Origin of the sequence: Flavobacterium sedimenticola, from assembly GCF_030053345.1 — a bacterium.
Taxonomy (GTDB): domain Bacteria; phylum Bacteroidota; class Bacteroidia; order Flavobacteriales; family Flavobacteriaceae; genus Flavobacterium; species Flavobacterium sedimenticola.
Window position 1 is genome coordinate 224,465 of sequence record NZ_JASGBP010000001.1, and the last position, 25,482, is coordinate 249,946.

A 25,482-nucleotide genomic window follows, 5' to 3' on the forward strand; every position below is an offset into this window, starting at 1 on the left:
AAAAACACAAACATGCAAAAACCCGCTTTTTCCATCTACGATGCTTCGGCCGGCTCGGGCAAAACGTACACGTTGGTCAAAGAGTATTTAAAAATCATACTCTTATCCAAAAAAACCGATGCCTACCGCAATATACTGGCCATCACGTTTACCAACAAAGCGGTACACGAAATGAAAAGTCGTGTGGTAGAAAGTCTCTCACAATTTGCCAAAGAAAATCCTTCGGACAAGGCGCTTCTATTGATGCAAGACATTCAGAAGGAAACCGGATTATCATTGGCTACCATCACCGAAAAAGCCAAAAGCATCATCAAAAATCTCATTCACAATTATGCGGCTTTTGATATCTCCACTATAGACAAGTTCACGCACAAAGTCATTCGTGCTTTTGCCCACGATTTGAATTTGCCAATCACTTTTGAAGTATCATTAGACACCGAAAACCTATTGACTGAAGCTGTTGACGCTATCATTGCCGAAGCCGGAAACGATGAAACGTTAACCCATTTGTTGGTCGATTTTACCATGGAAAAAACCGATGACGACAAATCGTGGGATATTTCTCGGGAGATTATGGAAACCGGAAAATTAATCCTCAACGAAAACAACCGTCAGGAGATTACCCATTTTCAAAATAAAACCATAGCGGAATTCGTAGCTATTAAAAACAAACTGACGGAACTTTGTGCCGCATTGGAAGTCAAAACCGTCGATTTAGCCACAGAAGCTTTGTTGTTGCTTGAAAAAAAAGGAGTTGACCTAAAATCATTTTCCCGAGAAACCTTCCCGAATCATTTAAAAAGTATCGCAGAGAAAAATTTCAATCCCAAAAACAAAACATTCCGTCAATTTGAAGATATTGCTATAAATAAATCAGCCGCTGACCGAGCCATAATCGAAAGCATCATACCCGATTTACTCGAAATGCTGTCGTCGATTTATGCCACATTTGAGAAAAAGAATTTCTACGAAGCTTTTCTGAAAAACATTACGCCGCTTTCGCTGTTAAATACGGTGAGTAATGAATTGGCCAAAATTCAGAAGGAACAAAATATCCTTTCGATAGCGGAATTCAACAAACTCATTTACGAACAAATCCAGAACCAGCCCGCACCTTTTATTTACGAGCGTTTGGGCGAAAAATACCGCCATTTTTTCATCGATGAGTTTCAGGATACTTCCGAAATGCAATGGCACAATTTAATTCCGCTGATAGACAACGCCTTGTCGAGCGAAGATTTGAACGGCGAACGCGGCTCACTGATGATAGTGGGCGACCCAAAACAATCCATCTACCGTTGGCGCGGCGGAAAAGCGGAACAATTTATCGAGCTTAGTAAAAACAAGAATCCTTTTGTAAATCCGGACAAAGCCTTGTTTTCTCTGGGTACGAATTACCGCAGCTATTCACAAATCATCGATTTCAACAACCGTTTTTTCAGGTTTTTGGCGGGCGAATTTACCCACGAAGATTACAAAAACTTATACCTCAACCACAGCCATCAGGAATTCAATGCCAAAACCGGCGGTTATGTGCACATTTCCTTTGTCCCGAAAGTCGACAAAGACAATTGGGACGATGAAGAAAGTTTGGAAAAAAACGAAATGTATTTGGCCGCCACATTGGCGACTCTTGAAAAAGTCATTCAAAAAGGATTTCGCTACAAAGACATCGCCATCTTAACCCGAAAAAAAACACACGGAACCGAAATTGCCAACTACCTCACCGAAAACGGGATTCCGATTTTGTCTTCGGAAAGTTTGTTACTCGGCGCTTCTTCCGAAGTGCAGGGCGTGATTTATATTTTGCGCTATTTGAAAAACAACAGCGATTTGATGGCCAAAGCCAACTTTTTGTACTATCTAGCTTCCTTGCAAGAACAACTGTCAATCCACGATTTCATTGCGCAAGGCATGGAACCACAAAGCGAATCGGCTTTTCAACAATGGCTGCAACGTTTCCATCTCGATTTTTCGTTTGAAAACATCCGAAAAAAATCGCTGTACGAGGCCACGGAAATCATTATCAGCAAAGTCATTCCGGCTAACAAACGCAACGCATACCTTCAATTTTTCCTCGATTTGATTTTGGAGCACGATTTGAAAAAGCAAGCCGGTATTTCGGATTTTCTCGCTTATTGGGATACGAATTCGGAAAAACTCAGCATTCCGTCGCCCGAAGGCAATGACGCCGTTCGGATTATGACCATTCACAAATCGAAAGGGCTTGAATTTCCTGTGGTTATTTTTCCGTTTGCCGAAGAAGATTACACTAAAGGGCCGAGAGAAAAAATGTGGCTCAATGCCGATGCCGAAACCATTGGCTTGCCAAAAGTCTTGGTCGATAAAAGCAGTAACGTGAACCACTATGGTGAAGAGGCAAGTAGCCTTTATCAGCAAAAAAAGCAAGAAGAATTGTTGGATAATATCAATGTGCTGTATGTGGCGTTGACGCGTGCCGAAGAACAGTTGTACATTATTTCGCGCATGCAAAGTAGAAGTAAAACCTCGGGCGAATATCCTAATAATATGGCGACCTTCTTTATCAAATTCTTAGGCGAACCCTTCGATGAAAACCAACTCGACTACGCTTTTGGTCAAGCCGAAAAACTATCCGAAACGGAAACATCGGCCTCAACAACCGAAGTTATTCCGCAATTGTCGGCTACGTTAGATCCGAAAAACATCAAAATTGCCCAAAAAGAAAGTTTGATGTGGAATACCCAACAGCAAAAAGCTATTGAATTCGGTAATATTTTACATGAAATATTGTCTTTTGTAACTACCAAAGACGACATCGAACTGGCGCTGACGAAAGCTATCGAAAACGGATTAATCACCGCTTCGCATAGGGAAACCGTTTCCCGAACCTTGGAACAAATTGTGACTCATCCGGAACTCTCGGTCTATTTTGCCAAAAATCAAAAGATTTTGAACGAAAAAACAATTATTCAAAAAGAAGGGCATTTGGTGAAACCCGACCGAATGGTCATCAGCCCCAATAAAGAAATTTACTTGCTGGATTACAAAACCGGAGCACACCAAGCCAAATACACCACACAATTAGAAAATTACCAAAACGCCATTGAAAAAACAGGCTTTAAAGTGACTAAAAAAGCCTTAGTTTACATTGGGGAACGTTTAGAAGTAGTAAATTTGTAACCTTTGATATTAAGAGGAAGAAGCCCGATGGGCTCCAGTTACAAGAGCTTTAGCTCGAAAACAATATACAAACACAAACTACAATAAAATCATGTACGGAAAAATTCAACAACACTTACAAAATGAATTAAATACCATAGAACAAAACGGTATTTTCAAAAAAGAAAGAATCATTACTTCCCCTCAAGGAGCCGAAATTACCGTAAACGGGGAGACCGTTTTGAATTTTTGTGCCAACAATTATTTAGGCTTGTCTTCCCACCCGGAAGTCATTCAGGCGGCCAAAGATACTTTAGATTCCCACGGTTTCGGAATGTCATCGGTACGTTTTATATGCGGAACTCAAGATATTCACAAAACTTTGGAAAAAAAGATAGCCGAATTTTACGGTACCGAAGACACCATTTTATATGCAGCGGCTTTTGATGCGAATGGTGGTGTTTTCGAACCTTTATTGAGCGAAGAAGATTGCATCATATCCGACAGTTTGAACCATGCTTCCATTATTGACGGTGTGCGTTTGTGCAAAGCCGCTCGTTATCGTTATGAAAATTCCAACATGGAAGATTTGGAAAACCAATTAAAAAAAGCCGTCGAAGCCGGACACCGTTTCAAACTGATTGTTACCGATGGAGTGTTTTCCATGGACGGATTGGTAGCGCCTTTGGATAAAATTTGTGACTTAGCCGACAAATATGACGCTTTAGTAATGGTGGACGAATGTCACGCGGCCGGTTTTATCGGCGCTACGGGTAAAGGAACCCTTGAAGCTAAAGGTGTTATGGGCCGAGTGGACATCATCACCGGAACGCTCGGAAAGGCCTTAGGCGGTGCGATGGGTGGCTATACAACAGCCAAAAAAGAAATCATCGAAATTTTACGTCAGCGTTCTCGCCCTTATTTATTCTCTAATTCATTGGCGCCGGCCATTGTAGGTGCTTCCATCAAAGTTTTTGAACTTTTGGAAAAAGATACTTCGCTCCGTGACAAGCTGGAGTGGAACACCAACTACTTTAAAGAAGGCATGAAAAAAGCCGGCTTTGACATTATTGACGGCGACTCCGCTATTGTGCCGGTAATGCTTTATGATGCCAAGCTTTCACAGGTCATGGCCGATGAATTGTTGAAAAAGGGAATATATGTCATCGGTTTCTTTTTTCCGGTTGTTCCGAGAGACAAAGCACGCATACGGGTTCAACTATCTGCGGCTCATTCAAAAGACCACCTGGACAAAGCTATAAAAGCCTTTGAAGAAGTAGGAAAGATGTTGAATGTCATCTAATTGCTGATCCGGTTCAAAAATTTATTGAAATCATTACATAATTTCCATATTTTAACCATAAGATTTTGATATTATATTAATACGTATTACTTTTGCTCTATTATAATTATTATAATCTAATCAAATTAAGTATGAAACATCTTAACAAATTATTCGTTGCTATGCTAATGTTAGCTGGTTTAAGCTCTCAGGCTCAAGACAGCAACAACCCTTGGGCTTTGACTTTCGGGGTTAACGCGGTAGATACCAGAGTAAGTGCTGCATCTAAATTAGAAGATCAGTTATCTCAGTATTTTAATGCTAATGACAATTGGAATATCCTTCCTTCAGTATCTTTTGTGAACTTATCTAAACATGTTGGTGGTAATTTCTCATTCGGTGTAACAGGATCTATCAACAAACTTACCAGATATGTTTTACCAAGAGTTGGTGAAGGACCATATACGGTAGTGAATCCTGGTGACATTAACTACTATGCTGTAGATGGTGTTATCAACTATAGCTTGATGAGTTTGATTAAATCTAAAAAAATCGATCCGTCTATCCACGTTGGTGGAGGTTACACTTGGTTAGGTGAAGAAAGCAGCGCCGGAACTTTAAACGGAGGTTTAGGATTAACATATTGGTTCAGCGAAACCGTTGGTTTATCGGTTCGTTCAACTTACAAACAATCTTTCGAAGATATTCGTGAGGACATGCCTTCTCACATGCAACACTTTGCCGGTCTTACTTTCAAATTTGGAGGTTCTGACAAAGATGGTGACGGAATTTATGATAAAGACGATGCTTGTCCTGAAGTAGCCGGTTTAAAACAATTCAACGGTTGTCCTGACACTGATGCTGATGGTATCGAAGACAGCAAAGACGCTTGTCCTGAAGTAGCCGGTCCTGCCGAATTTAACGGTTGTCCTGATACTGACGGTGACGGAATTGCTGATAATGTTGACGCTTGTCCTGAAGTAGCCGGTTTAAAAGCATTCAACGGTTGTCCTGATACTGACGGTGACGGAGTTCAAGACAAAGATGACAAATGTAAAGATGTTAAAGGTCCAAAAGAAAACGCAGGTTGTCCTTGGCCGGATAGAGACGGTGATAAAGTTTTCGACAAAGATGACAGATGTCCGGACGTTGCAGGTACTGTAGCAAACAACGGTTGTCCTGAAGTAACTGAAGAAGCTATTAAGAGATTAAATGACTATGCTAAAACAATCTTGTTTGACTCAGGAAAAGCGACTTTCAAACAACAAACTTACCCGGTACTACAAGCTATCGTAGCTATTTTAAAAGAGTATCCAAACTCTAACTTCTCTATCGAAGGTCACACTGACAGCGATGGTAAAGATGCCACAAACCAGAAATTATCTGAAGACAGAGCTGCTGCCGTTAAAAATTTCTTAATCGAAAACGGTATTGCTTCTTCAAGATTAACTTCTGCCGGTTTCGGTGAGTCAAAACCAATTGACACTAACAAAACTAAAGCTGGTAAAGCAAACAACAGAAGAGTTGAAGTGAAATTAGTAAAATAATTTCTGCACAAAATATCTCAGAAAAACGCTCCGAAATTCGGGGCGTTTTTTTATTTTTATACAATGTCAAAACCAACTTTTCTTCAAAAGCTAGCACACGAAATCCTGCATAACACCGAAAATGTCGGCGCAACAACACTGTTAAACACAGTAGTCATTTTGCCCAACAAAAGAGCGAAAGTGTTTTTTTTGGAAGAACTCAGAAAAGCAACAACCCATAACGTTTTTGCTCCCGAAATTGTGAGTATTGAGGATTTTATTCAAGACATAGCCGGAATCCGTTCTATCGACAACATCGAATTGCTTTTCGAATTCTATCATGTGTACCTTTCTGTAACCGAAAAAGACCAACAAGAATCCTTTGAAACTTTTGCTAATTGGGCCAAAACATTGCTCCAAGATTTTAATGAAATTGACCGTTACCTACTCGAACCCGATAAAGTGCTAAAATACCTTGAAAACATCAAGGAAATTGAGCATTGGGCCGTTTCTGTTGAAAAGCGCACCGAACTCATTGAAAACTATCTCGTTTTTTGGAAAAAACTACCGGAATATTATCACGCGTTATACCAATACTTGTTAAACAAAGGCATAGGCTATCAAGGTTTAATTTATCGTGAAGCTGTCGAAAATCTGAATCACTTTTCCGAAAACAACACTAGGCAATTTATCTTTGCCGGCTTCAATGCCCTTAACCAAGCTGAGGAAAAAATCATACAACACTTGCTGGCTTTGGGTACGGCAAAAATTTATTGGGACATCGATGAAACACTGCTTAACGACACTTTTCACGATGCCGGTTTATTTCAAAGAAAATTCAAATCGGAATGGATATATTACAAAACCCACCCTTACGAATGGATTGTCAATGATTTTACTGAACCCAAAAACATCCACATTATTGCCACTTCCAAAGCTATCGGTCAGGCCAAAATAGCCGGGAGCCTAATTGAAAAACACATCACCGAACACCCTGCCGATTTACAAAATGTAGCCGTAATATTAGGGGAAGAAAATCTATTACTGCCTGTGCTGCATGCCTTGCCCGAATCGGTTGATGCGCTCAATGTTACTATGGGATTTTCAAGCAAGAACAATCCGGCACAATTGCTGTTGGCCAAACTATTCAAACTACATACTAACGGCCTTTCCAGAAATCCGAATAGTTATGTATTGTATTATAAAGATGTACTCGATATATTGACACATCCTTTGATTGAACCCTATGTGAATGCCCGAGAGTTGGTTAACAAAATCAATAAAAACAATTATACCTTTATTACCCATAAAAAATTAACGGAATTACAAAGTGAAAGCCATCCGCTTTTTGAAATGTTGTTCCGAAAATGGGATATTAATTCCGTTGCCGTCCTCGAAAATCTATCACAAATATTACTGCAAATCAAAAATCATTTAAGCTACGAAATCGAAGATGAAAAAATCACCAATGCCTTTGTTTACTCGGTGTACAAGGTGATAAATAAGATGCTAACTTATTTCGGAAACTATCCAAACATAGACGATATCAAGACATTGCAGGCTATTTACAAACAAATCATTGACGTTGCCGAAGTATCTTTTGAAGGCGAACCACTGGAAGGCTTGCAAATTATGGGAGTTTTAGAAAGTCGCGTACTCGATTTTGAAACGGTTATCATTACTTCGGTCAACGAAGGCAAATTTCCGGCCGGAAAAAGCACTAATTCCTTCATTCCGTATGATGTGAAACGCGAATTGGGCTTGCCGACATTCAAAGAAAAAGACGCCATATATACCTATCACTTTTATCATTTGCTTCAGCGCGCCAAAAACATTTACCTTATTTACAATGCCGATAGTGAAGGATTTGATGCCGGCGAGAAAAGCCGATTTATTACCCAATTGGAAGTCGAAAAACAACCCAATCATAAGATAACCTTCCATTATTTCAATCCTGATGTCCCGAACATTGCCTACCAACCCATGGTTGTGCCTAAAACAGCGCGTGTTTTAACACGTTTGTCTGAAATTGCTGCAACCGGTTTTTCTCCATCGTCTTTGACGACTTACATTCGCAATCCGATACAATTTTATTTTGAGCGTGTTTTGCGAATTAAAGAAACCGATGAAGTCGAAGAAAACATAGCCGTCAATACACTGGGAACCATCATTCACGGTGCATTAGAAGAACTGTACAAACCCTTTATAGGTCGCCTTTTAACCTCAAGCGACATCAAAAGTTGTTTCCCGAAAATCGATGATGAAGTGTTGCGCCAATTCAAAGAAGTGTACAAAGAGGGCGAAATCAAAAAAGGGCGAAATCTGTTGGCTTTTGAAGTCGCCAAACGCAATGTTTCTAATTTTCTGAAGCTCGAATTGGATTTGTTGGAAAGTGGAGATGAAGTCCAAATTGTCGCTTTGGAGCAAACTTTTGAAAGAACCATAACCGACTCACGATTACCGATTCCTGTGTTGATTAAAGGGAATGTAGACCGAATCGAACTTCGCAACGGAAAAATCAGAATCATCGATTACAAAACCGGAAAAGTCGATCAAAAAAACGTCACGCTAAAAGAGTGGAACGGACTAACGGAAGACATCAAAAACGATAAAATCATTCAGATTCTGGCCTATGCCTTTATGTTTGAAGAACATGCCCAAGGACGCGAAATCGAAGCCGGCATCATTTCGTTTAAAAATTTAAAATCGGGGTTTTTACCGTTTCAATTCAAACCGGACAAAACCATCATTGATATATTTTCCCCGGAAATCAGAGAAAATTACCTGGACGAAATCGTAATTTTATTGCAAGAAATATTCAATACGGAAATCCCTTTCGAAGAAAAAAACCATTAAACGCGTTTCAAAAATCGCATTAAGACTCTCAGTAGTTCTTGTTCATTTTCAATATGACTCATGTGGCCATCGGGAAAAGTAGTGAGTTCCACCCGGCTGTCTTCAATTTGCTCCAAACTGTCTTCATAAACCAATACGCCGTCTTTTTGACCCAAAACCAAATGCATCGGATACGGCGCAAAATGCAAAATTACCTCCCGATCTTTTCGAATTTTCATACCTTCTAACGCAGCAACAATCCCTTGCAACGGCGTTTTCAGTGCTTGCTCTTTTACTTTTTCGATAACCTCGGCTAGTCGTTCGCGATTGTCTTCGGCAAATAAATTGGCTATCGACATACTGACAAAAGCCCCGTAATTTTGCTTCACGCAAACCACCGCTCGGTCCCTATTGGCCTTGCGTTCGTCGCTGTCAGCGCGCGAAGTGGAATTCAACAAAAACAAGCCTTTCATGTAATCGGGATACAACTCGGCGAAAGCCAACGCCACATAACCGCCCATCGAATGTCCGACCAAAACTACCTTTCTGATTTTTAAAAACGCACACAAGGCAAAAACCATATCAGCCTGATCTTCCATCGTGTGCACATAGCCCAAACACTCGGTTTGCCCGTGGCCTAACAAATCCAAGGTTATCACCCGATGTTTTTTTGATAATTCGGGTACAAAGGCGTCCCACATGGTTTGATTTTCAAGAAAACCGTGCAACAACACTACTGCCGTGCCCTTGCCTTGGTCGGTGTACGCAATTTTGGTGTTTTTGTAAACGAGTTGTTTCACGTTTCGGTTTCGGGTTGCAGGTTTCAGGTTCAAAAATAAGATTTAGCGACAAATTCCGTTAGGATTGTTGATATCTTATTAAATCTTAAAAACAAAAAACGACCCGCAACTGCGAGCCGTCTTTTCCCTTATTACTTTTCCCTTTCCCCTTAATTAGGAATTCATCAAACTCTCAATTTCCTCAACCTCAATCGGAATATTTCTCATTAAATTAAATGGCTCTCCTTTTTCCTGAATCACTACATCGTCTTCAATACGAATACCGAAACCTTCCGCCGGAATATAGATGCCCGGTTCTACGGTGAAAACCATATTGGCTTGCATCGGTTCGTGCAACAAGCCGTAATCGTGCGTATCCAAGCCCATATGGTGCGAAGTGCCATGCATAAAATATTTTTTATAGGCCGGCCAATCGGGGTTTTCGTTTTGTACATCGGCTTTGTCAATGAGTCCTAAAAGCAATAACTCTGAAGTCATGATTTTGCCGACCTCAATATGGTATTGTTTCCAATAATTGCCGGGCACCAACATTTTAGTGGCTTCATTTTTTACACGAAGCACCGCATTGTAGACTGCTTTTTGGCGCTCGGTAAATTTCCCCGAAACCGGAATGGTTCTCGTCATATCACTGGAGTAATTAGCGTATTCGGCACCTACATCCAACAACAATAAATCACCGGCTTTGCATTGCTGATTGTTTTCAATATAATGCAGCACATTCGCATTATGGCCCGAAGCGATAATCGGTGTGTAAGCGAATCCTTTGGAACGATTTCTGAGGAATTCGTGGGCAAATTCGGCTTCCACCTCGTATTCCATAACATTCGGTTTGACAAAATTCAAAACGCGACGAAACCCTTTTTCGGTAATATCACACGCTTTCTGAATCAAATCGAGTTCCTCGCTTTCTTTTACCGAACGCAGTCGCTGCAAAATCGGATTCGCCTTTTCTACTTTGTGTGCCGGATAATTCTCTTTCCACCATTTTACAAAGCGCGCTTCACGGGTTTCGGTTTCTATCGTGGCACGATAATGCTCATTGGTATTGATGTACATCGTTTCGGCATAGGCCATTACTTCTTTCAGGGTTTTATGAAAATCCTGTAACCAAATAACGGTTTTAATCCCCGAAACTTCAAAAGCACGTTCTTTAGTGAGCTTTTCGCCTTCCCAAACGGCAATGTGCTCATTGGTTTCACGCAAAAACAACACCTCTTTCAAGTGCTCAAAAGGCGCATCGGGAAAAAGCAACAAAATGCTTTCTTCTTGGTCAACACCCGACAAATAAAAAATATCGCGGTGTTGCGCAAAAGGCAGCGTGCTATCGGCCGAAACCGGATAGATATCATTAGAATTAAAAACCGCTACGCTGTTCGGTTTCATTTGTGCGGTAAATTTGGCTCTGTTTTTTACAAACAAATCGCGGTCTATTTGGTGGTATTTCATATGTACGGTTTTATTGTTTTTTAATGATTACATGTCATTCGCCAAAGGCTCATTTCATGTTTTAGACTGTGTTAGACTTCTTAGATTTAATTTACCAAAATTACGGATTACGCAGAAGTAATGAGTAGCCAAATGGCGTTATTTTGTGTTATACAATGTTTTTTCGGATGCGACTCATGTGGCGATTGGAAATCCCTAAGAATGAGGCCAAATAATGCAACGGTACTTCTTGCAGCAGTTTGGGTTCGGTAACCAAAAGTTTTTTGTAGCGTTCTTCCGGGGTCAAGGTGAGCAAATCAATACGATAATCATCAATCAGCATGATTTGTTTCTCGATTAAATTGTAGTAAAACTGATGAAACACCTCGTTATTCGACAACAAATCTCTGAAAGATTTCACATCAATGACCCAAAGTTTAGAATCTACCAAGGCTTTAACCGATTTTCGGGATGGGATAGTATTTAAAAAACTGTTGAGGGATGACGTTACCGAATGACGCAACGCCAAATAGGTCGTTTTTTCCTCGCCCTCAACCATAATGGCGTGTTGCAAAATGCCGCTTTCCACATAACAGAAATAAAGACAAACCTGACCCTCAGTTACTACAAATTGGTTTTTTTTGAGCGTTAAAACCTCAAATCGGGAGATGATATCTTGCAACGCTGTTGCATGGGTATCCGAGTCTTGGATAAAAAGACACAGGTAGTCCAAAAAGGAAGAAGACTGGCTTGGTGTTTTCATGACTGAATTACAAATTTATTGTTTTTCGGACATATTTTTTTATTCTGCCGGTATTGAATAATTTTAGGGAAAATTTCTTCCCATGAAAAAAACATATTCTGTAGCTATCTTACTGTTGACTTTGGTGATGTCGGCCCAAGAAAAAAAAGCCTATCAGTTGTTTGAAAAAAAAGGCAAAAAAGTAAGTTATGCCAAATTACTGAAATCAGCCTTCAATAGTGATGTGGTTCTTTTTGGCGAATACCACAACAACGCCATAGCACATTGGCTCGAATTAGAACTGACTAAAGATGTGGCGGCCAAAAAAGAAATTGTTTTGGGTGCCGAAATGTTGGAAGCTGATAACCAAAAGCAACTCAATCAATATTTAAATGATGAAATCAATCAAAAACAGTTGGATTCCACGGCGCGTTTATGGTCGAATTACAAAACAGATTATAAACCGTTAGTCGATTTTGCTAAAGAAAATAAGCTCCCGTTTATAGCCACCAATATCCCCCGAAGATATGCGTCATTGGTTTCCAAAAAAGGATTGGAAGCGTTGGAAACTTTAACTGAAGAAGAAAAATCATGGATAGCACCATTGCCTATTCCGTTCGATGCTAACTTACCCGGCTATGTCAATATGATGAAAATGATGGGCGATCATGCCAGTCCGAATATGCCCAAAGCGCAAGCTGTTAAAGATGCAACCATGGCACACTTTATTTTGAAGCATTTGAAAAACAATGCTGTATTTATACATTATAACGGAACCTATCATTCCGAAAATTTTGAAGGAATTTATTGGTATTTGAAAAAAAGTAAGCCCGAATTGAAAATCACCACGATTGCTACCATCGAACAAAAAGATATTGAAAAAATTTCGGCCGATGAATACAATAAAGCCGACTATATTCTCGTTATAGATGAAGATGTAACAAAAACATATTAACATCGTCTTAACATAAATCATCAATCTAATCCAAAAATAAAATGAAAAAATTAATTGTATTACTCTTAGCCGGAATCGCTGCCATTCCTTTCTTTTCTTGCAGCGAGGACAAAGCAGAAGAACCGATGCTGATTATCAAATTTAAATTTGATGAAAATCAGGCGCGTTTGAACAATTTAGGACAACCGGCAGTCATTCCGGCGGGGAATGCGGCCCAAACCCCGGTTTTCAACAGTATTTCTTCCCATTATATTGAATTAGCGCCGAACGCCAACACACAAATCGGGCAGGGAACTATCTTGTATCACGCTCCCGAAACTAATTTAGGAGGCAGCGATGCTATCGATTTCAGCAAATCAAAAATTGTGGCCGAAGAGGAGACTTTTTTAAAAATTCCTTTAAGTCAAATAGCCGCTGGAAGTTATGAGTGGATGCGCGTTTCTTTGTCCTACCAAAACTATCAAATCAATATCCGTCATCAAAACGTAGATTACACCGGAACATTGGCTAGTTTTGTGGGCTTCAACACCTACATTACCACTTTTAATATCGGTAATAATATTTTCCCGGTCAATGGCAATCGAGCTCAAGGATATTGGGCATTTGCACTGAATAATCAACCGTACTCCGCTTCCGGACAAGCACCGGCTAATGCCACCACCGTGCCGAATCCAATTGCAGCAACATCACCTATTCCGGCAGGCTCTTGTGTAGTTACCGGTCGGTTTGCCAATAATTTAGTCATTAGCGGCAATGAAACAAGTGATGTCGTGGTTACTTTATCGCTCTCGATAAATCAAAGTTTTGAATGGCAGGAAGTAAATGTTGATGGGAAATACGAGCCATCAGCGGGTGAAAATGTAGTGGATATGGGTTTGCGGGGTTTGATTCCGTCTTATGTTCGATAATTTTATACCAATTCGTTACCAAAACAAGGCTAATCTACTGATATTCAACAAGTGTTAAAAGCACTTTAAATTCATTATAAATTACGCCGAAAAGGTTGTAGTTAATGCCAAATAGCCTTATTTTTGTGTGGTTTTTAAAAAATTCTACACAATTATGGCAAAATCTGCACTTTTAAAGTCATCCTTGGCAAAAAAATATTGGATGGCTCTCACAGGTTTATTTTTATGCTTGTTTTTAGCGGGTCACTTAGCAGGAAATCTTCAATTAATCTTTAGCGATGCATCAGCGTTTAATAAGTATGCATTGTTTATGACCTCAAATCCGGCAGTAAAAATACTTTCTTACCTTACGTATTTTTCTATTCTGTTTCATGCATTCGACGGCTTCTTGTTAACCTATCAAAACATCAAAGCCCGACCGATAGGTTATGCTAAAAACAATCCTTCCAAAAACAGTAGCTTTTCTTCTCGAAATATGGCTGTTTTGGGAACATTGATTTTAGTGTTTATTGTTACTCACATGGTAAACTTCTGGGCAAAAATGCATTTTGATAAAAATATGCCGCTACAAACCATAACCGTAGAACAAATGGGGCAAAAAATGGATTACTATGTCACTACTGACAATGGTAAGTTTTACCCTGCTGATGCCTCTCAATTAGAACAAATGGGATTGGAAATCAGAAACAGAACGGAATTTTACAATAAACAGGCCAACGTTAAAATGGCTGAAGGCTACAAAGACTTACACAAAATAACCGTAGCCTTCTTTAAAAATTCTAAATTCGGTTTAATCGCCACTCTTGCATATGTCTTGGCTATGTTCGTGTTAGCATTTCACTTATGGCACGGATTTCAAAGTGCTTTTCAATCGATGGGACTAAACCACCCGAGATACACCCCTTTCATCAAAGGTTTCGGAAAAGCATTTGCCGTTTTAGTTCCGCTATTGTTTGCAATCATTCCGGTTTACATTCACTTTTTCTTAAAATAATCAACATCAGTATAGATCATGAAGTTAGATTCTAAAATACCAGAAGGTCCAATAGCTGAAAAATGGACGAACCATAAAAATCACTTAAAATTAGTAGCTCCTAATAACCGCCCTAAAATTGATGTTATTGTTGTAGGAACCGGATTAGCCGGTGCTTCTGCTGCCGCTTCATTAGGAGAAATGGGATACAATGTAAAAGCCTTTTGTTTCCAGGATTCTCCTAGAAGAGCGCACTCGATTGCCGCTCAAGGTGGAATCAACGCAGCGAAGAATTACCAAAACGACGGTGACAGTACATACCGTTTGTTCTATGACACTATCAAAGGTGGCGATTACAGAGCTCGCGAAGCAAACGTGCACCGTTTGGCAGAAGTTTCGGCTAACATCATCGACCAATGTGTGGCACAAGGTGTTCCTTTTGCTCGTGAGTACGGCGGAATGTTAGACAACCGTTCCTTCGGTGGAACGCAAGTACAACGTACGTTTTATGCAGCCGGACAAACCGGACAACAATTGTTATTAGGCGCTTATTCTGCCTTATCTCGTCAAATTGGTCTGGGACGCGTTCAAATGTTCAACCGTCACGAAATGTTGGATTTGGTAAAAGTAGACGGAAAAGCGCGCGGTATCATCGCTCGTAACTTAATCACAGGAGAATTAGAAAGACATTCGGCTCATGCCGTAATCATAGCTTCCGGAGGATACGGAAACGTTTATTTTCTATCAACCAATGCCATGGGAAGTAACGTAACCGCTGCTTGGAAAGTACACAAAAGAGGCGCTTTATTTGCCAACCCTTGTTTTGTGCAAATCCACCCAACTTGTATTCCCGTACATGGGGTCAACCAATCAAAACTGACGTTGATGTCGGAATCGTTACGTAACTCAGGAAGAATTTGGGTACCGAAGAAAAAAGAAGATGCCGAAGCCATCCGTGCCGGTAAATTAAAACCAACACAATTAAAAGAAGAAGACCGCGATTATTTCTTGGAAAGAAGATATCCTGCCTTCGGTAACTTAGTACCGCGTGACGTGGCCTCAAGAGCTGCCAAAGAGCGTTGTGATGAAGGTTTCGGAATTGAAGCCAACGATACCAATGAGGGTGTATACTTGGATTTCTCAACCGAAATCCAAAACAAAGGTAGACAAGCGGCTTATGCCCAAGGAAACCACAATCCTTCTGCGGAAGAAGTGACCAAATTGGGTAAAAAATGGTTGGAAGAAAAATACGGAAACCTTTTCGCGATGTATGAAAAAATCACCGATGAAAACCCATACGAAACCCCAATGAAAATTTATCCGGCAGTTCACTACACTATGGGTGGTGTTTGGGTAGATTATAATTTGCAATCCACTATTCCGGGTTGTTTCGTGGCCGGTGAAGCCAACTTCTCGGATCACGGTGCGAACCGATTGGGGGCTTCTGCTTTAATGCAAGGATTAGCCGATGGTTACTTTGTATTGCCGTACACCGTTTCCAACTACTTGGCTGATGAAATCAGAACCGGAAAAATTCCAACCGATTCTCCTGAATTCGTTGAGGCCGAAAACAGCGTTAAAGAGGCTATCAACAAATTCATTGGCAACAACGGAACCAAATCGGTAGATCATTTCCACAAACGTTTAGGCTTGATCATGTGGAATAAGGTAGGTATGGCGCGTAACGAAAAAGGCCTGAAAGAAGCCATCGCTGAAATCGCCGCTTTAAAAGACGAATTCTACAAAGATGTTTACGTTCCGGGTAGTGCCGACGAGTTGAATCCTGAATTGGAAAAAGCCCTTCGCGTGGCCGACTTTATGGACTTAGGTCAATTAATGGCTATGGACGCTTTACAACGAAACGAATCTTGTGGTGGTCACTTCCGTGAAGAATACCAAGATGCCGAAGGAGAAACACTTCGTGATGACGACAACTTTGCTTTTGTAAGCGCTTGGGAATACATGGGCTACGACATCAGCCAAGAGAATCTTCACAAAGAAGAATTGAAATACGAGTTTATCAAAATAGCCGCTCGTAATTATAAATAGAGTAATTAGTGATTAGTAATTGGTGATTAGTTAATGAGTGCTATAAAATCGTATAAGGATTTATTGATTTGGCAAAAAGGATTTCAGATTGTCATTTCTACCTATAAATTAACTAAGGATTTCCCTCAAGAAGAATTGTACGCATTGACAAGTCAAATTAAAAGAGCTTCTGTTTCAATTCCATCAAATATTGCGGAAGGTTATGGAAGAAACACCGATAAATCCTTAGGCCATTTTATCGATATTTCAAGAGGCTCTTTGTATGAATTAGAAACACAATTACTAATCGCAAAAGAATTAGAATTTATTCAAGATTTAGATATGTTTAATCATGTAATTAGTTTGATTAATGAAGAAAGTAAAATGATTAATGCTTTTTATAACTCAATTTCAAAAAGCTAATCACTAATCACTAATTACCAATCACTTAAATAAAAAAATATGAGTGCAGCAAAAAACATCAATATAACCCTTAAAATTTGGCGTCAAAAAAACGCTAAAGCCAAAGGTCAAATAGAAACGTATAAATTAAATAACGTTTCTACTGCGAGTTCCTTTTTGGAAATGTTAGACCAATTGAACGAGCAATTAATCAACGAGAAAAAAGAACCGGTAGCTTTCGACCACGATTGTCGCGAAGGAATCTGCGGGATGTGTTCTTTGTATATCAATGGCCGTGCTCACGGTCCGGATACCGGAACAACCACTTGTCAGTTGCACATGCGTAAATTCAACGACGGCGATACTATTTACATTGAGCCTTGGAGAAGTAAAGCGTTCCCGGTAGTGAAAGATTTAGTAGTAGACCGCAGTGCGTTCGACAGAATCCAACAAGCCGGAGGTTTCGTATCCGTAAACACTTCGGGAAGAACCATCGATGCCAACGCTATTCCGGTACCTAAACACGACGCGGACCGCGCTTTCGAAGCCGCTGCTTGTATCGGTTGCGGTGCTTGTGTGGCCACTTGTAAAAACGGTTCTGCTATGTTATTCGTAGGAGCTAAAGTATCACAATACGCTTTGTTACCGCAAGGGAAAGTAGAAGCTACGCAAAGAGTATTAAACATGGTACGCCAAATGGACGAAGAAGGATTCGGAAACTGTACCAACACCGGTGCTTGTGAAGTAGAATGTCCTAAAGGTATTTCCTTAGAAAACATCGCCCGCATGAACCGCGAGTACTTAAAAGCCAGTTTGAAGTAATTCAAATCAAAATTATCTCCCTGAGCGCAGTCGAAGGGCAAAACGCATTCAGTAATTGAATGCGTTTTTTTATGGCGTTTCCCTTCAGGCAGTCGGCTTATCAGCCTCGTGTTCCTACGGATCGGGCTTTACGCTCCAATCTTTTTTGTGTCACAAATGGCATCCAGAAAAACAAGTTCAATACAAAAAAGGATTTCCACTCCACACGAGCGAAGCGACTGCCGAAGGAATCCCTAACGCAAACTCTGCTGTAAAAAATGTATATTTGAGTCATACAACGCTACTCATGAAAACATATTTCACCTGCATCCTATTGCTGACTTCTCTTTTTAGTACCGTTTCAGCACAAAAATTACGATTAATGACCTACAACATTCGCCTCGATGTCGCTTCCGACGGTGAAAACGCTTGGCCAATCCGAAAAGACTACTGGGCGGCACAGGTTCGTTTTTACGAACCGGATATTTTGGGGATACAAGAAGCCTTACCCCATCAAGTGACCGATATTGAAAAATTATTACCCAACTACAGTTACATCGGTATTGGCAGAGATGGTAAAGGTAAAGGCGAATCATCTAACATCTTTTACCAAAAAGACCGATTCCAAGTGCTCGAAGAAAACACCTTTTGGCTTTCCGAAACACCCGATACAATCTCCAAAGGTTGGGATGCGGCACTCAATCGCATATGTACGTACGGACTATTCAAAGACCGCAAAACCAAACAAACCTTCTGGGTTTTCAATACCCATTTAGACCATAGGGGCGAATTGGCACGGACGAATTCCATTAAATTAATTCTAACTAAAATTGCAGCACTCAATACTAAAAATTATCCGGTATTTTTAATGGGCGATTTCAATTCGGAACCAACAGAAGAACGTATTGTCAACCTGAAAAAAGAAATGAACGACAGTCAAGATATTGCCCATGCCAAGCCATTCGGTCCGAGCGGTACTTTTAACGGCTTCCAACACCACGAAGCCGTAACCAAACGCATCGATTATATCTTTCTCTCTAAAAACAATCCATTTACTATAGCGAAATACGCCATTTTGAGTGATTCCAAAGACCTAAAATATCCTTCCGATCATTTGCCGGTTTACATAGAGCTTAAAATTTAACAAAAGCATTTGCTATCTTTGGGATTACAAACAACAAACACAATGAACCTTAAACTAACTACTCTTTTTTTACTCCTTACGTTTTCTCTTTTAGGACAAAATTTGCACCAGCACGTCAATCCCATGATTGGCACCGGCGGTCACGGTCATACATATCCCGGCGCTACAGTACCGTTCGGAATGGTACAATTATCGCCCGATACCCGAATTGACGGCAGTTGGGACGGTTGTTCCGGTTACCATTACGACGATACTTTTATTTACGGGTTTTCACATACGCACCTCAACGGAACCGGCTGCACTGATTATGGTGATATTATGTTGATGCCAACCATGGGTAACCCAATGTTGAGCCCAAAAGACTACAGCTCTAGCTTTTCACACGCTAACGAAAAAGCTTCGGCCGGATTTTATTCGGTAAAACTCGACAAACACAATATCGATGTGGCTTTGACGGCATCCACGCGTGTTGGTTTTCACCAATACACCTTCAATACTTCGGGAAATGCCAATATTATACTTGACTTAAATCATCGCGATAAACTACTGCAAGGTGAAGTGCGCATCATCAATACCAAAACCATTGAAATCCTGCGAAGAAGCGAAGCTTGGGCGAAAGACCAATACGTTTATGCTCGTATTGAATTCAGTGAACCAATGCAAATCAACAAAGTTCGCGATACCGGTTTTGCCCCTGCTTCCGTAACGGATAAATTCTTTTCCGGAACCCAACTAGCCCTTAGTTTTTCCAAAAAAGTAAGCAAAGGTGATAAAATTTGGATTAAAGTGGCGTTATCACCAACAGGCTATGAAGGCGCCAAATTAAATATGAGTGAAATTTCGGGCTGGAATTTCAACAAAGTCAGAGAAGACGCCGAAAAACTTTGGGACCAACAATTAGCCAAAATCCAAATTACTGAAACGAATAAAGACAAACTAAGCATATTCTACACCGCTTTATACCATACCATGGTACAACCGAATATTGCTCAGGATATCGACGGGAAATACCGCGGGCGTGACAATAAAATTCATAAAGCCGAAGGTTTCGATTATTATTCGGTATTTTCGCTTTGGGATACCTTCCGTGGTGCGCATCCGTTGTATACGTTAATCGAAAAGAAACGCACCGCCGATTTCATCAATACCTTTTTAAAACAATACGAGCAAGGTGGCCGCTTACCGGTTTGGGAATTGGCCTCCAATGAAACCGATTGTATGATTGGCTATCATTCGGTTTCTGTGATGGCTGATGCGATGGCCAAGGGAATCAAAGGTTTCGATTACGAAAAAGCTTTTGAAGCAGCGAAACATTCCGCCATGTTAGACCATTTAGGCTTGGAAGCCTACAAAAGACAAGGCTTTATTTCGATGGATGACGAACACGAAAGTGTTTCCAAAACGCTCGAATATGCCTACGACGATTGGTGTATTGCGCAAATGGCATTACTTCTCAATAAAAAAGAAGACTACAATTACTTTATGCAGCGTTCGCAAAGTTGGAAAAATGTCTTCGATTGGAATACGGGTTTTATGCGCCCGAAGAAAAACGGAGGTTGGGACAAACCTTTTGATCCGCGCGAAATCAACAACAATTTCACCGAGGGCAACAGTTGGCAGTATTCTTTTTTTGTCCCGCAAGACATTCAAGGTATGATTCAAGCCTATGGTGGTGCCTCCCGATTTGAAGCCAAACTCGATGAAATGTTCAACAGCGAGAGCAAAACTACCGGTAGAGAACAAGCCGATGTCACCGGCTTAATCGGGCAATACGCCCATGGCAACGAGCCAAGCCACCACATGGCCTATTTGTACAATTACATCGGCAAACCCGAAAAAACAACCGAAAAAGTACATTACATCTTAAACGAATTTTATAAAAATACTCCGGATGGTTTGATTGGTAACGAAGACTGCGGACAAATGAGCGCTTGGTATGTATTAAGTTCGATGGGAATTTATGCCGTTACACCCGGATTACCGGTTTGGAGTACCACGGTGCCTTATTTTGAGAAAATAAAATGCAATCCGGATGGAGAAAAGCCCATAGAGATTACCAAAAATACCATGCCCGAAAGCTTAAAAAATACCGGTGGTTTTTACCAAAACGCTCTGTCAAAAACTACTGTTTTAAACCATCGAACTATTGTCCCCGTTCCGGTGATTGTAGCCGAAAGCAAGTCGTTTAAAGACAAACTTAAAGTGGAAATTGCCTCGCAAAACGCCAAAGACAACCTGTTCTACTGGGTTAAAAAAGAAAGTAGTGACAACGCCTCCGAAAATAATTTTATGCCGTATAACGGTCCGTTTTACATCGACAATACCGCTGAAGTTTGGGCCAAAATCAAAAACGGTAATGATAAAAGTCGGAATGTAACCGCAACATTCTTCAAAAAACCCAACAATTACACCATCAAACTGAAATCGACCTATAATCCGCAATATCATGCCGGCGGTGCAGATGGTTTGTTAGATGGCATTCATGGCACCACCAACTGGCGCAAAGGCGACTGGCAAGGCTACCAAACTCAGGATTTTGAAGCCGTAATCGATAGGCAAAAGGAGCAATCCGTAATGGAGTTTCACAGCACTTTTTTGCAAGACCAGCGTTCTTGGATTTTAATGCCGACCAAAGTGGAGTACTATATTTCGTCGGACAATACCAACTTTATATTGGTAGGTTCGGTTGCCAACGATATTGACCCGAAAACCGATGAGAATCAAATTAAAGATTTCAGCCTAACCTTGCCAAAAGCAATTGATGCGCGCTACGTAAAAGTCAAAGCCTACAATTACGGCAAACTGCCCGAATGGCATTTGGGCTATCCCTACAATGGCGATGCTTTTATCTTTATTGATGAAATAACCCTAAAATAATCATGAAAGTAGCTTTAATCCAGACCTCATTAGCTTGGGAAAATCCAACGGAAAACCGCAGTCATTTGGCCCAAAAAATCACGGGATTTATGGAAGAGGTAGATTTAATTGTACTGCCCGAAATGTTTGCTTCCGGCTTTACCATGAATCCAAAAACCGTGGCGGAAACCATGGATGGTGAAACTGTCGCTTGGCTCCAACATTTGTCCAAAGCCAAAGATTGCGCCCTTACCGGCAGTTTGGTGATTGAGGAGAACGGAACGTACTACAATCGCTTGGTTTTTGTTTTCCCTGACGGCACGCTTAAAACCTATGATAAAAGACACTTGTTTACGTTGGCCGGTGAAGACCAAGTATACACTGCGGGAAAAGAGAGGCTGATTATCGACTACAAAGGGTTCAGAATTTGTCCGCTTATTTGCTACGACTTGCGCTTTCCGGTTTTTGCCCGAAATACGGCGCAATACGATGTGTTGCTTTATGTCGCCAATTGGCCGAAACCACGCATCAACGCCTGGGATATTTTACTCAAAGCCCGAGCCGTAGAAAACATGAGTTATGCCGTAGGCGTGAACCGAATTGGAACAGACATCAATAGTTTAGAATACGTCGGGCACTCACAAGCGGTGGACTTTTTAGGGAATTACCTCTTGGAACCTCAAGAAACCGACGGTGTTTTTATCGTGGAATTAGACAAAGAAAAACTACTGGAAACGCGAAGTAAATTGGCTTTTCTTGACGATAGAGATGCGTTTGAACTCATAATCTGACACGAGGCGCAACCGAACCGTATGGAGTGCGGCGGAATAAAACCCGTAACTATTTTAAGTCAAACGGTTGTTCCACATCCCAATTGGCGCGAACGTCAATCTCTTTGGTAAAATAAATGACTTCCTCGGTTTGGCGCTTTTCTATAAAACTACCGGTATCCCAAACCTTATTTTTATTGGTGTCATAAATAATGCGCAGTCTATATTTGGCAGGCTCAATCGCATCAAAATTGATCACCGCATTGTTCTCGGTATATTCGGTATATTTTACTTTTCCGTCTTTGTCTGTGAGTTCGACAATCACCGGAAACTTCTTGGCTTTTTCTAAAATCACTCTTAAATTGCCGTAATCCGAAAGATTTTTGGTGGCGACACTAAAATTCAGGGTGTCGTTTTGGGTTTGGAAAAAATCGGTCACAGCACCGGGTAAAATGCGAATTGTGTAGCGCTCCAAAGGTTCTTTCTTAAAATCGATGAAGAACTTTTGATTAAAATCGTCATACTCCGAGGTAAACTCAACCGCTACCGAATCTTTATTGCGGATATTGATTTTAGACGTGTCAAATTTGATTAACGGCGTAGAACTGGTGATTGAAAAACGCTCCCGTAGCGGAATACTCGCGGTAAAATCGGAGCTGATGCTTAATGTATCCGATTTTTGGGTTTTTATTTTGACAGTAAAATCGGTTTTGTAATTTTCTTTTTCGACGGTTACCTGCAAAGAATCGGCCTTTATAGGTTTAAACCAAACTTGAAGCGAATCTTTTTTAGGAAATTGTGTCACTAAGGATGGAATAATATCTTGTCCGTTTCTCAAGGTGACCTTGGTGCCTTTGGCTTTACCCTTGTAACCCATCAACAATTTATTGGTGTTGACTTGTGTAGGTTTCAACGCTTTAAAAGGCAATACCTCCTTAAACATTTCTACTTCAAAAACGGTATCGTTCGGAATGGTGATAAATTCTTTTTGAAATCCGATTTTGTCGGATTCGGGATTGTACTTATTATTTCCATTATCTTTCAAAGCAATCAAAAGATACTTTCCGGCTTTAATGTTTTCTAACGTCACTACTTCCAAACTGTCCAACGTATTAGTAATGTAACGAGGCGTCTCTTTGTATATGGTGGAATCGTTGAATTTTTCATTGATTTCATACAGCATAACCGAGACAAAGTTGTCGGTTTTTAGTTCTAACGCATCTTTCACTTTCACTTTCAGTTGCAGGGAATCGATATACGAACCGGTAGAAAACACATATTTAAATTGCGAATACGGGTTGCCTTCGTTATTGTCTTCGATGCTTTGTCCGAAATTAAAACTGTAGGTAGTATTGGGCTGAAGCGTATCTTTGAGCTTAATCGTGATGGTTTTACTGGCATTATACGGCAAAATATCGGGCTGATTTTTCATCGGTGGTGAAATAATCAGTTGTTTGTTGACATTCTTCAATTTTACATATTCGTCAAAAACCAACTTAATTTCTTTACTGTTAAAGTTTGTAGTGAAGTTTTTGGGTAAACTCGATTTTAAAACCGGTGCTAAGGTGTCTTTGGCGCCGCCGCTAATGGTGCCGCGCTTGGCGCAACCAACGATGAGCAACAACAACAATAATGAAAAATATTTGAATTGTATTTTGGGCATAAAGCATTTTTTCAAAGCACAAAATAACAATTATATTTAGTGTGAATGAAATGTTTTTGCCGAAACTTAACATATCCGGCGTTCCCTTGAAATGAAATGCCGTCAACAACCCTTAAAAGATTAGTGATACGTCAAGGCGAAGAGTCCGACTAAACCGGCCGCCACTGACAATGGTAAACCTACCGTTTTGACGATTGAAAATTTTCTTTTTTGGATTTCAGTGATGTCTTTTACCGGAATTTCTCTTTTCTCAAATTGCTCCACAACCTGCATTGTACTATCATTCACACTGTAAAATACAATTTTTGAGACCTTATGGTCATGCTTAACCTTATAGGTCTTACCCGCTTCCAACTGATAAGGATCATTGTGAATTGTTTTGTAGGTGAAACAACTTTGGCATAAAAACAACAGAGTTACCAGGGCATAAATTTTCTTCATACTTTTCTTTTTGGGTTACTGCTTCTAATAACAAAAAACGCAATAAACTGTATTTTAGTATAATTAGCCATTTAATTATGTGCCATCGCCATACAGAGAATACTGACCTTGGCATCCGGGATTTTAAGTAACGCTCTGCTACATGCTTCGAGAGTCGCTCCGGTAGTCATTACATCATCTATCAACAAAAAATGTTGGCCATGGTGTAGTTCGGAGAACGATGAATCAAACAGGTTCGTATCGAGATCCGAACGTCCTAAAAGCGTTTTTTTGGTTTGGGTTTTGGTGTATACTTTTCGATGCAAGACGGTGTCATCATAAGGCAAGTTAAGCTTAATCGATAAGGCTTTTCCAAATGTGGCGACCTGATTGTAGCCTCGTTCCCGCATTCTTTTCGGATGTAACGGCACCGGCACAATACAGTTGGTTTTTCGGATGGGTTCGGAATGTTGTAACTCCGAAGCATACCATTCGCCCACCACAGTACCTATCTCCTGGTGTCCTTTGTATTTGAGTTGATGCATCATTTCTTGTACAATGCCTTTCTTATGAAAATAAAACAGTGCCGCACCAAACTCTAACGGAATGCGACCGTAAAATCGTTGGAAGAGTTCATTATCGGGATTTTGATGATGATGCGTCAGCGGAATATTATGCCGGCAATGGGTACAAATCACTATTTCTTGGCTTAATAAAATCGATTGACAACCGGCACAGGTCCTCGGAAAAAATAAATTGAGCAAATGATTCCACATAAAAAAGTAATTTTCTTACATAAAATTATGCATTT

The 25,482-nt window shown here is 40.4% G+C and carries 19 protein-coding genes; 13 read left to right on the forward strand and 6 right to left on the reverse strand.

Features of this window, described 5'->3' with window-relative positions:
• Positions 1-12 precede the first annotated feature (12 nt).
• From QHT84_RS00910 to QHT84_RS00925, 4 genes are all read left to right on the forward strand, one after another.
• The gene (locus tag QHT84_RS00910) at positions 13-3,162 is read left to right on the forward strand and encodes a UvrD-helicase domain-containing protein (RefSeq protein ID WP_283237653.1); all 3,150 of its coding nucleotides are present in this window, start codon (positions 13-15) and stop codon (positions 3,160-3,162) included.
• Positions 3,163-3,253: 91 nt separating this feature from the next.
• Entirely contained in the window at positions 3,254-4,444 is a 1,191-nt protein-coding gene (gene kbl, locus QHT84_RS00915; protein WP_283237654.1) for a glycine C-acetyltransferase, read from the forward strand.
• A 131-nt stretch (positions 4,445-4,575) separates the two neighbouring features.
• Positions 4,576-5,970, forward strand: a complete 1,395-nt coding sequence (locus QHT84_RS00920; RefSeq protein WP_283237655.1) for an OmpA family protein — start codon at positions 4,576-4,578, stop codon at positions 5,968-5,970.
• A 63-nt stretch (positions 5,971-6,033) separates the two neighbouring features.
• Positions 6,034-8,805, forward strand: a complete 2,772-nt coding sequence (locus tag QHT84_RS00925) for a PD-(D/E)XK nuclease family protein (RefSeq protein WP_283237656.1) — start codon at positions 6,034-6,036, stop codon at positions 8,803-8,805.
• Here QHT84_RS00925 and QHT84_RS00930 read toward each other — a convergent pair.
• The 3 genes from QHT84_RS00930 to QHT84_RS00940 all read right to left on the reverse strand — a co-directional run bounded on the left by QHT84_RS00930 (position 8,802) and on the right by QHT84_RS00940 (position 11,772).
• On the reverse strand, positions 8,802-9,584 hold the full coding sequence (locus tag QHT84_RS00930; protein ID WP_283238301.1) for an alpha/beta fold hydrolase: 783 nt from the start codon (positions 9,582-9,584) through the stop codon (positions 8,802-8,804). The genes QHT84_RS00925 and QHT84_RS00930 overlap by 4 nt on opposite strands.
• Positions 9,585-9,737: 153 nt before the next feature.
• A complete protein-coding gene (locus QHT84_RS00935; RefSeq protein WP_283237657.1) occupies positions 9,738-11,030 on the reverse strand; it encodes an aminopeptidase P family protein in 1,293 nt (430 codons plus the stop codon).
• Between the two features lie 148 nt (positions 11,031-11,178).
• Entirely contained in the window at positions 11,179-11,772 is a 594-nt protein-coding gene (locus QHT84_RS00940) for a Crp/Fnr family transcriptional regulator (protein ID WP_283237658.1), read from the reverse strand.
• An 82-nt stretch (positions 11,773-11,854) separates the two neighbouring features.
• Between QHT84_RS00940 and QHT84_RS00945 the strand changes: the two genes are divergently transcribed.
• The 9 genes from QHT84_RS00945 (at position 11,855) to QHT84_RS00985 (ending at position 22,609) form a co-directional block, all read left to right on the forward strand.
• On the forward strand, positions 11,855-12,706 hold the full coding sequence (locus tag QHT84_RS00945; protein WP_283237659.1) for a ChaN family lipoprotein: 852 nt from the start codon (positions 11,855-11,857) through the stop codon (positions 12,704-12,706).
• Between the two features lie 41 nt (positions 12,707-12,747).
• Positions 12,748-13,614 (forward strand): hypothetical protein, encoded by an 867-nt coding sequence (locus QHT84_RS00950; protein WP_283237660.1) that lies wholly within the window; start codon positions 12,748-12,750, stop codon positions 13,612-13,614.
• 154 nt (positions 13,615-13,768) lie between these two features.
• A complete protein-coding gene (locus tag QHT84_RS00955; RefSeq protein ID WP_283237661.1) occupies positions 13,769-14,608 on the forward strand; it encodes a succinate dehydrogenase cytochrome b subunit in 840 nt (279 codons plus the stop codon).
• Between the two features lie 18 nt (positions 14,609-14,626).
• A complete protein-coding gene (locus QHT84_RS00960; protein WP_283237662.1) occupies positions 14,627-16,636 on the forward strand; it encodes a fumarate reductase/succinate dehydrogenase flavoprotein subunit in 2,010 nt (669 codons plus the stop codon).
• Between the two features lie 33 nt (positions 16,637-16,669).
• A complete protein-coding gene (locus QHT84_RS00965) occupies positions 16,670-17,038 on the forward strand; it encodes a four helix bundle protein (protein ID WP_283237663.1) in 369 nt (122 codons plus the stop codon).
• 39 nt (positions 17,039-17,077) lie between these two features.
• Complete coding sequence (locus QHT84_RS00970) at positions 17,078-17,839, forward strand: succinate dehydrogenase/fumarate reductase iron-sulfur subunit (protein ID WP_283237664.1); 762 nt, start codon at positions 17,078-17,080, stop codon at positions 17,837-17,839.
• Between the two features lie 286 nt (positions 17,840-18,125).
• Positions 18,126-18,962 carry an endonuclease/exonuclease/phosphatase family protein gene (locus QHT84_RS00975; protein WP_283237665.1) on the forward strand — a complete coding sequence of 279 codons (837 nt, stop codon included), beginning with the start codon at positions 18,126-18,128 and terminating at the stop codon, positions 18,960-18,962.
• A 42-nt stretch (positions 18,963-19,004) separates the two neighbouring features.
• On the forward strand, positions 19,005-21,839 hold the full coding sequence (locus QHT84_RS00980; protein ID WP_283237666.1) for a GH92 family glycosyl hydrolase: 2,835 nt from the start codon (positions 19,005-19,007) through the stop codon (positions 21,837-21,839).
• 2 nt (positions 21,840-21,841) lie between these two features.
• Positions 21,842-22,609: a nitrilase family protein gene (locus QHT84_RS00985; RefSeq protein WP_283237667.1), complete on the forward strand. Its 768-nt coding sequence runs from the start codon at positions 21,842-21,844 to the stop codon at positions 22,607-22,609.
• A 49-nt stretch (positions 22,610-22,658) separates the two neighbouring features.
• On the opposite strand, the gene QHT84_RS00990 is transcribed toward QHT84_RS00985, so the two are convergent.
• The 3 genes from QHT84_RS00990 to QHT84_RS01000 form a co-directional block, all read right to left on the reverse strand.
• Positions 22,659-24,251, reverse strand: coding sequence for an Ig-like domain-containing protein (locus QHT84_RS00990; RefSeq protein WP_283237668.1), 1,593 nt, complete (start codon positions 24,249-24,251; stop codon positions 22,659-22,661).
• 120 nt (positions 24,252-24,371) lie between these two features.
• Positions 24,372-24,692: a hypothetical protein gene (locus QHT84_RS00995; RefSeq protein ID WP_283237669.1), complete on the reverse strand. Its 321-nt coding sequence runs from the start codon at positions 24,690-24,692 to the stop codon at positions 24,372-24,374.
• A 71-nt stretch (positions 24,693-24,763) separates the two neighbouring features.
• Positions 24,764-25,447: a ComF family protein gene (locus QHT84_RS01000; RefSeq protein WP_283237670.1), complete on the reverse strand. Its 684-nt coding sequence runs from the start codon at positions 25,445-25,447 to the stop codon at positions 24,764-24,766.
• Between the last annotated feature and the right edge of the window lie 35 nt (positions 25,448-25,482).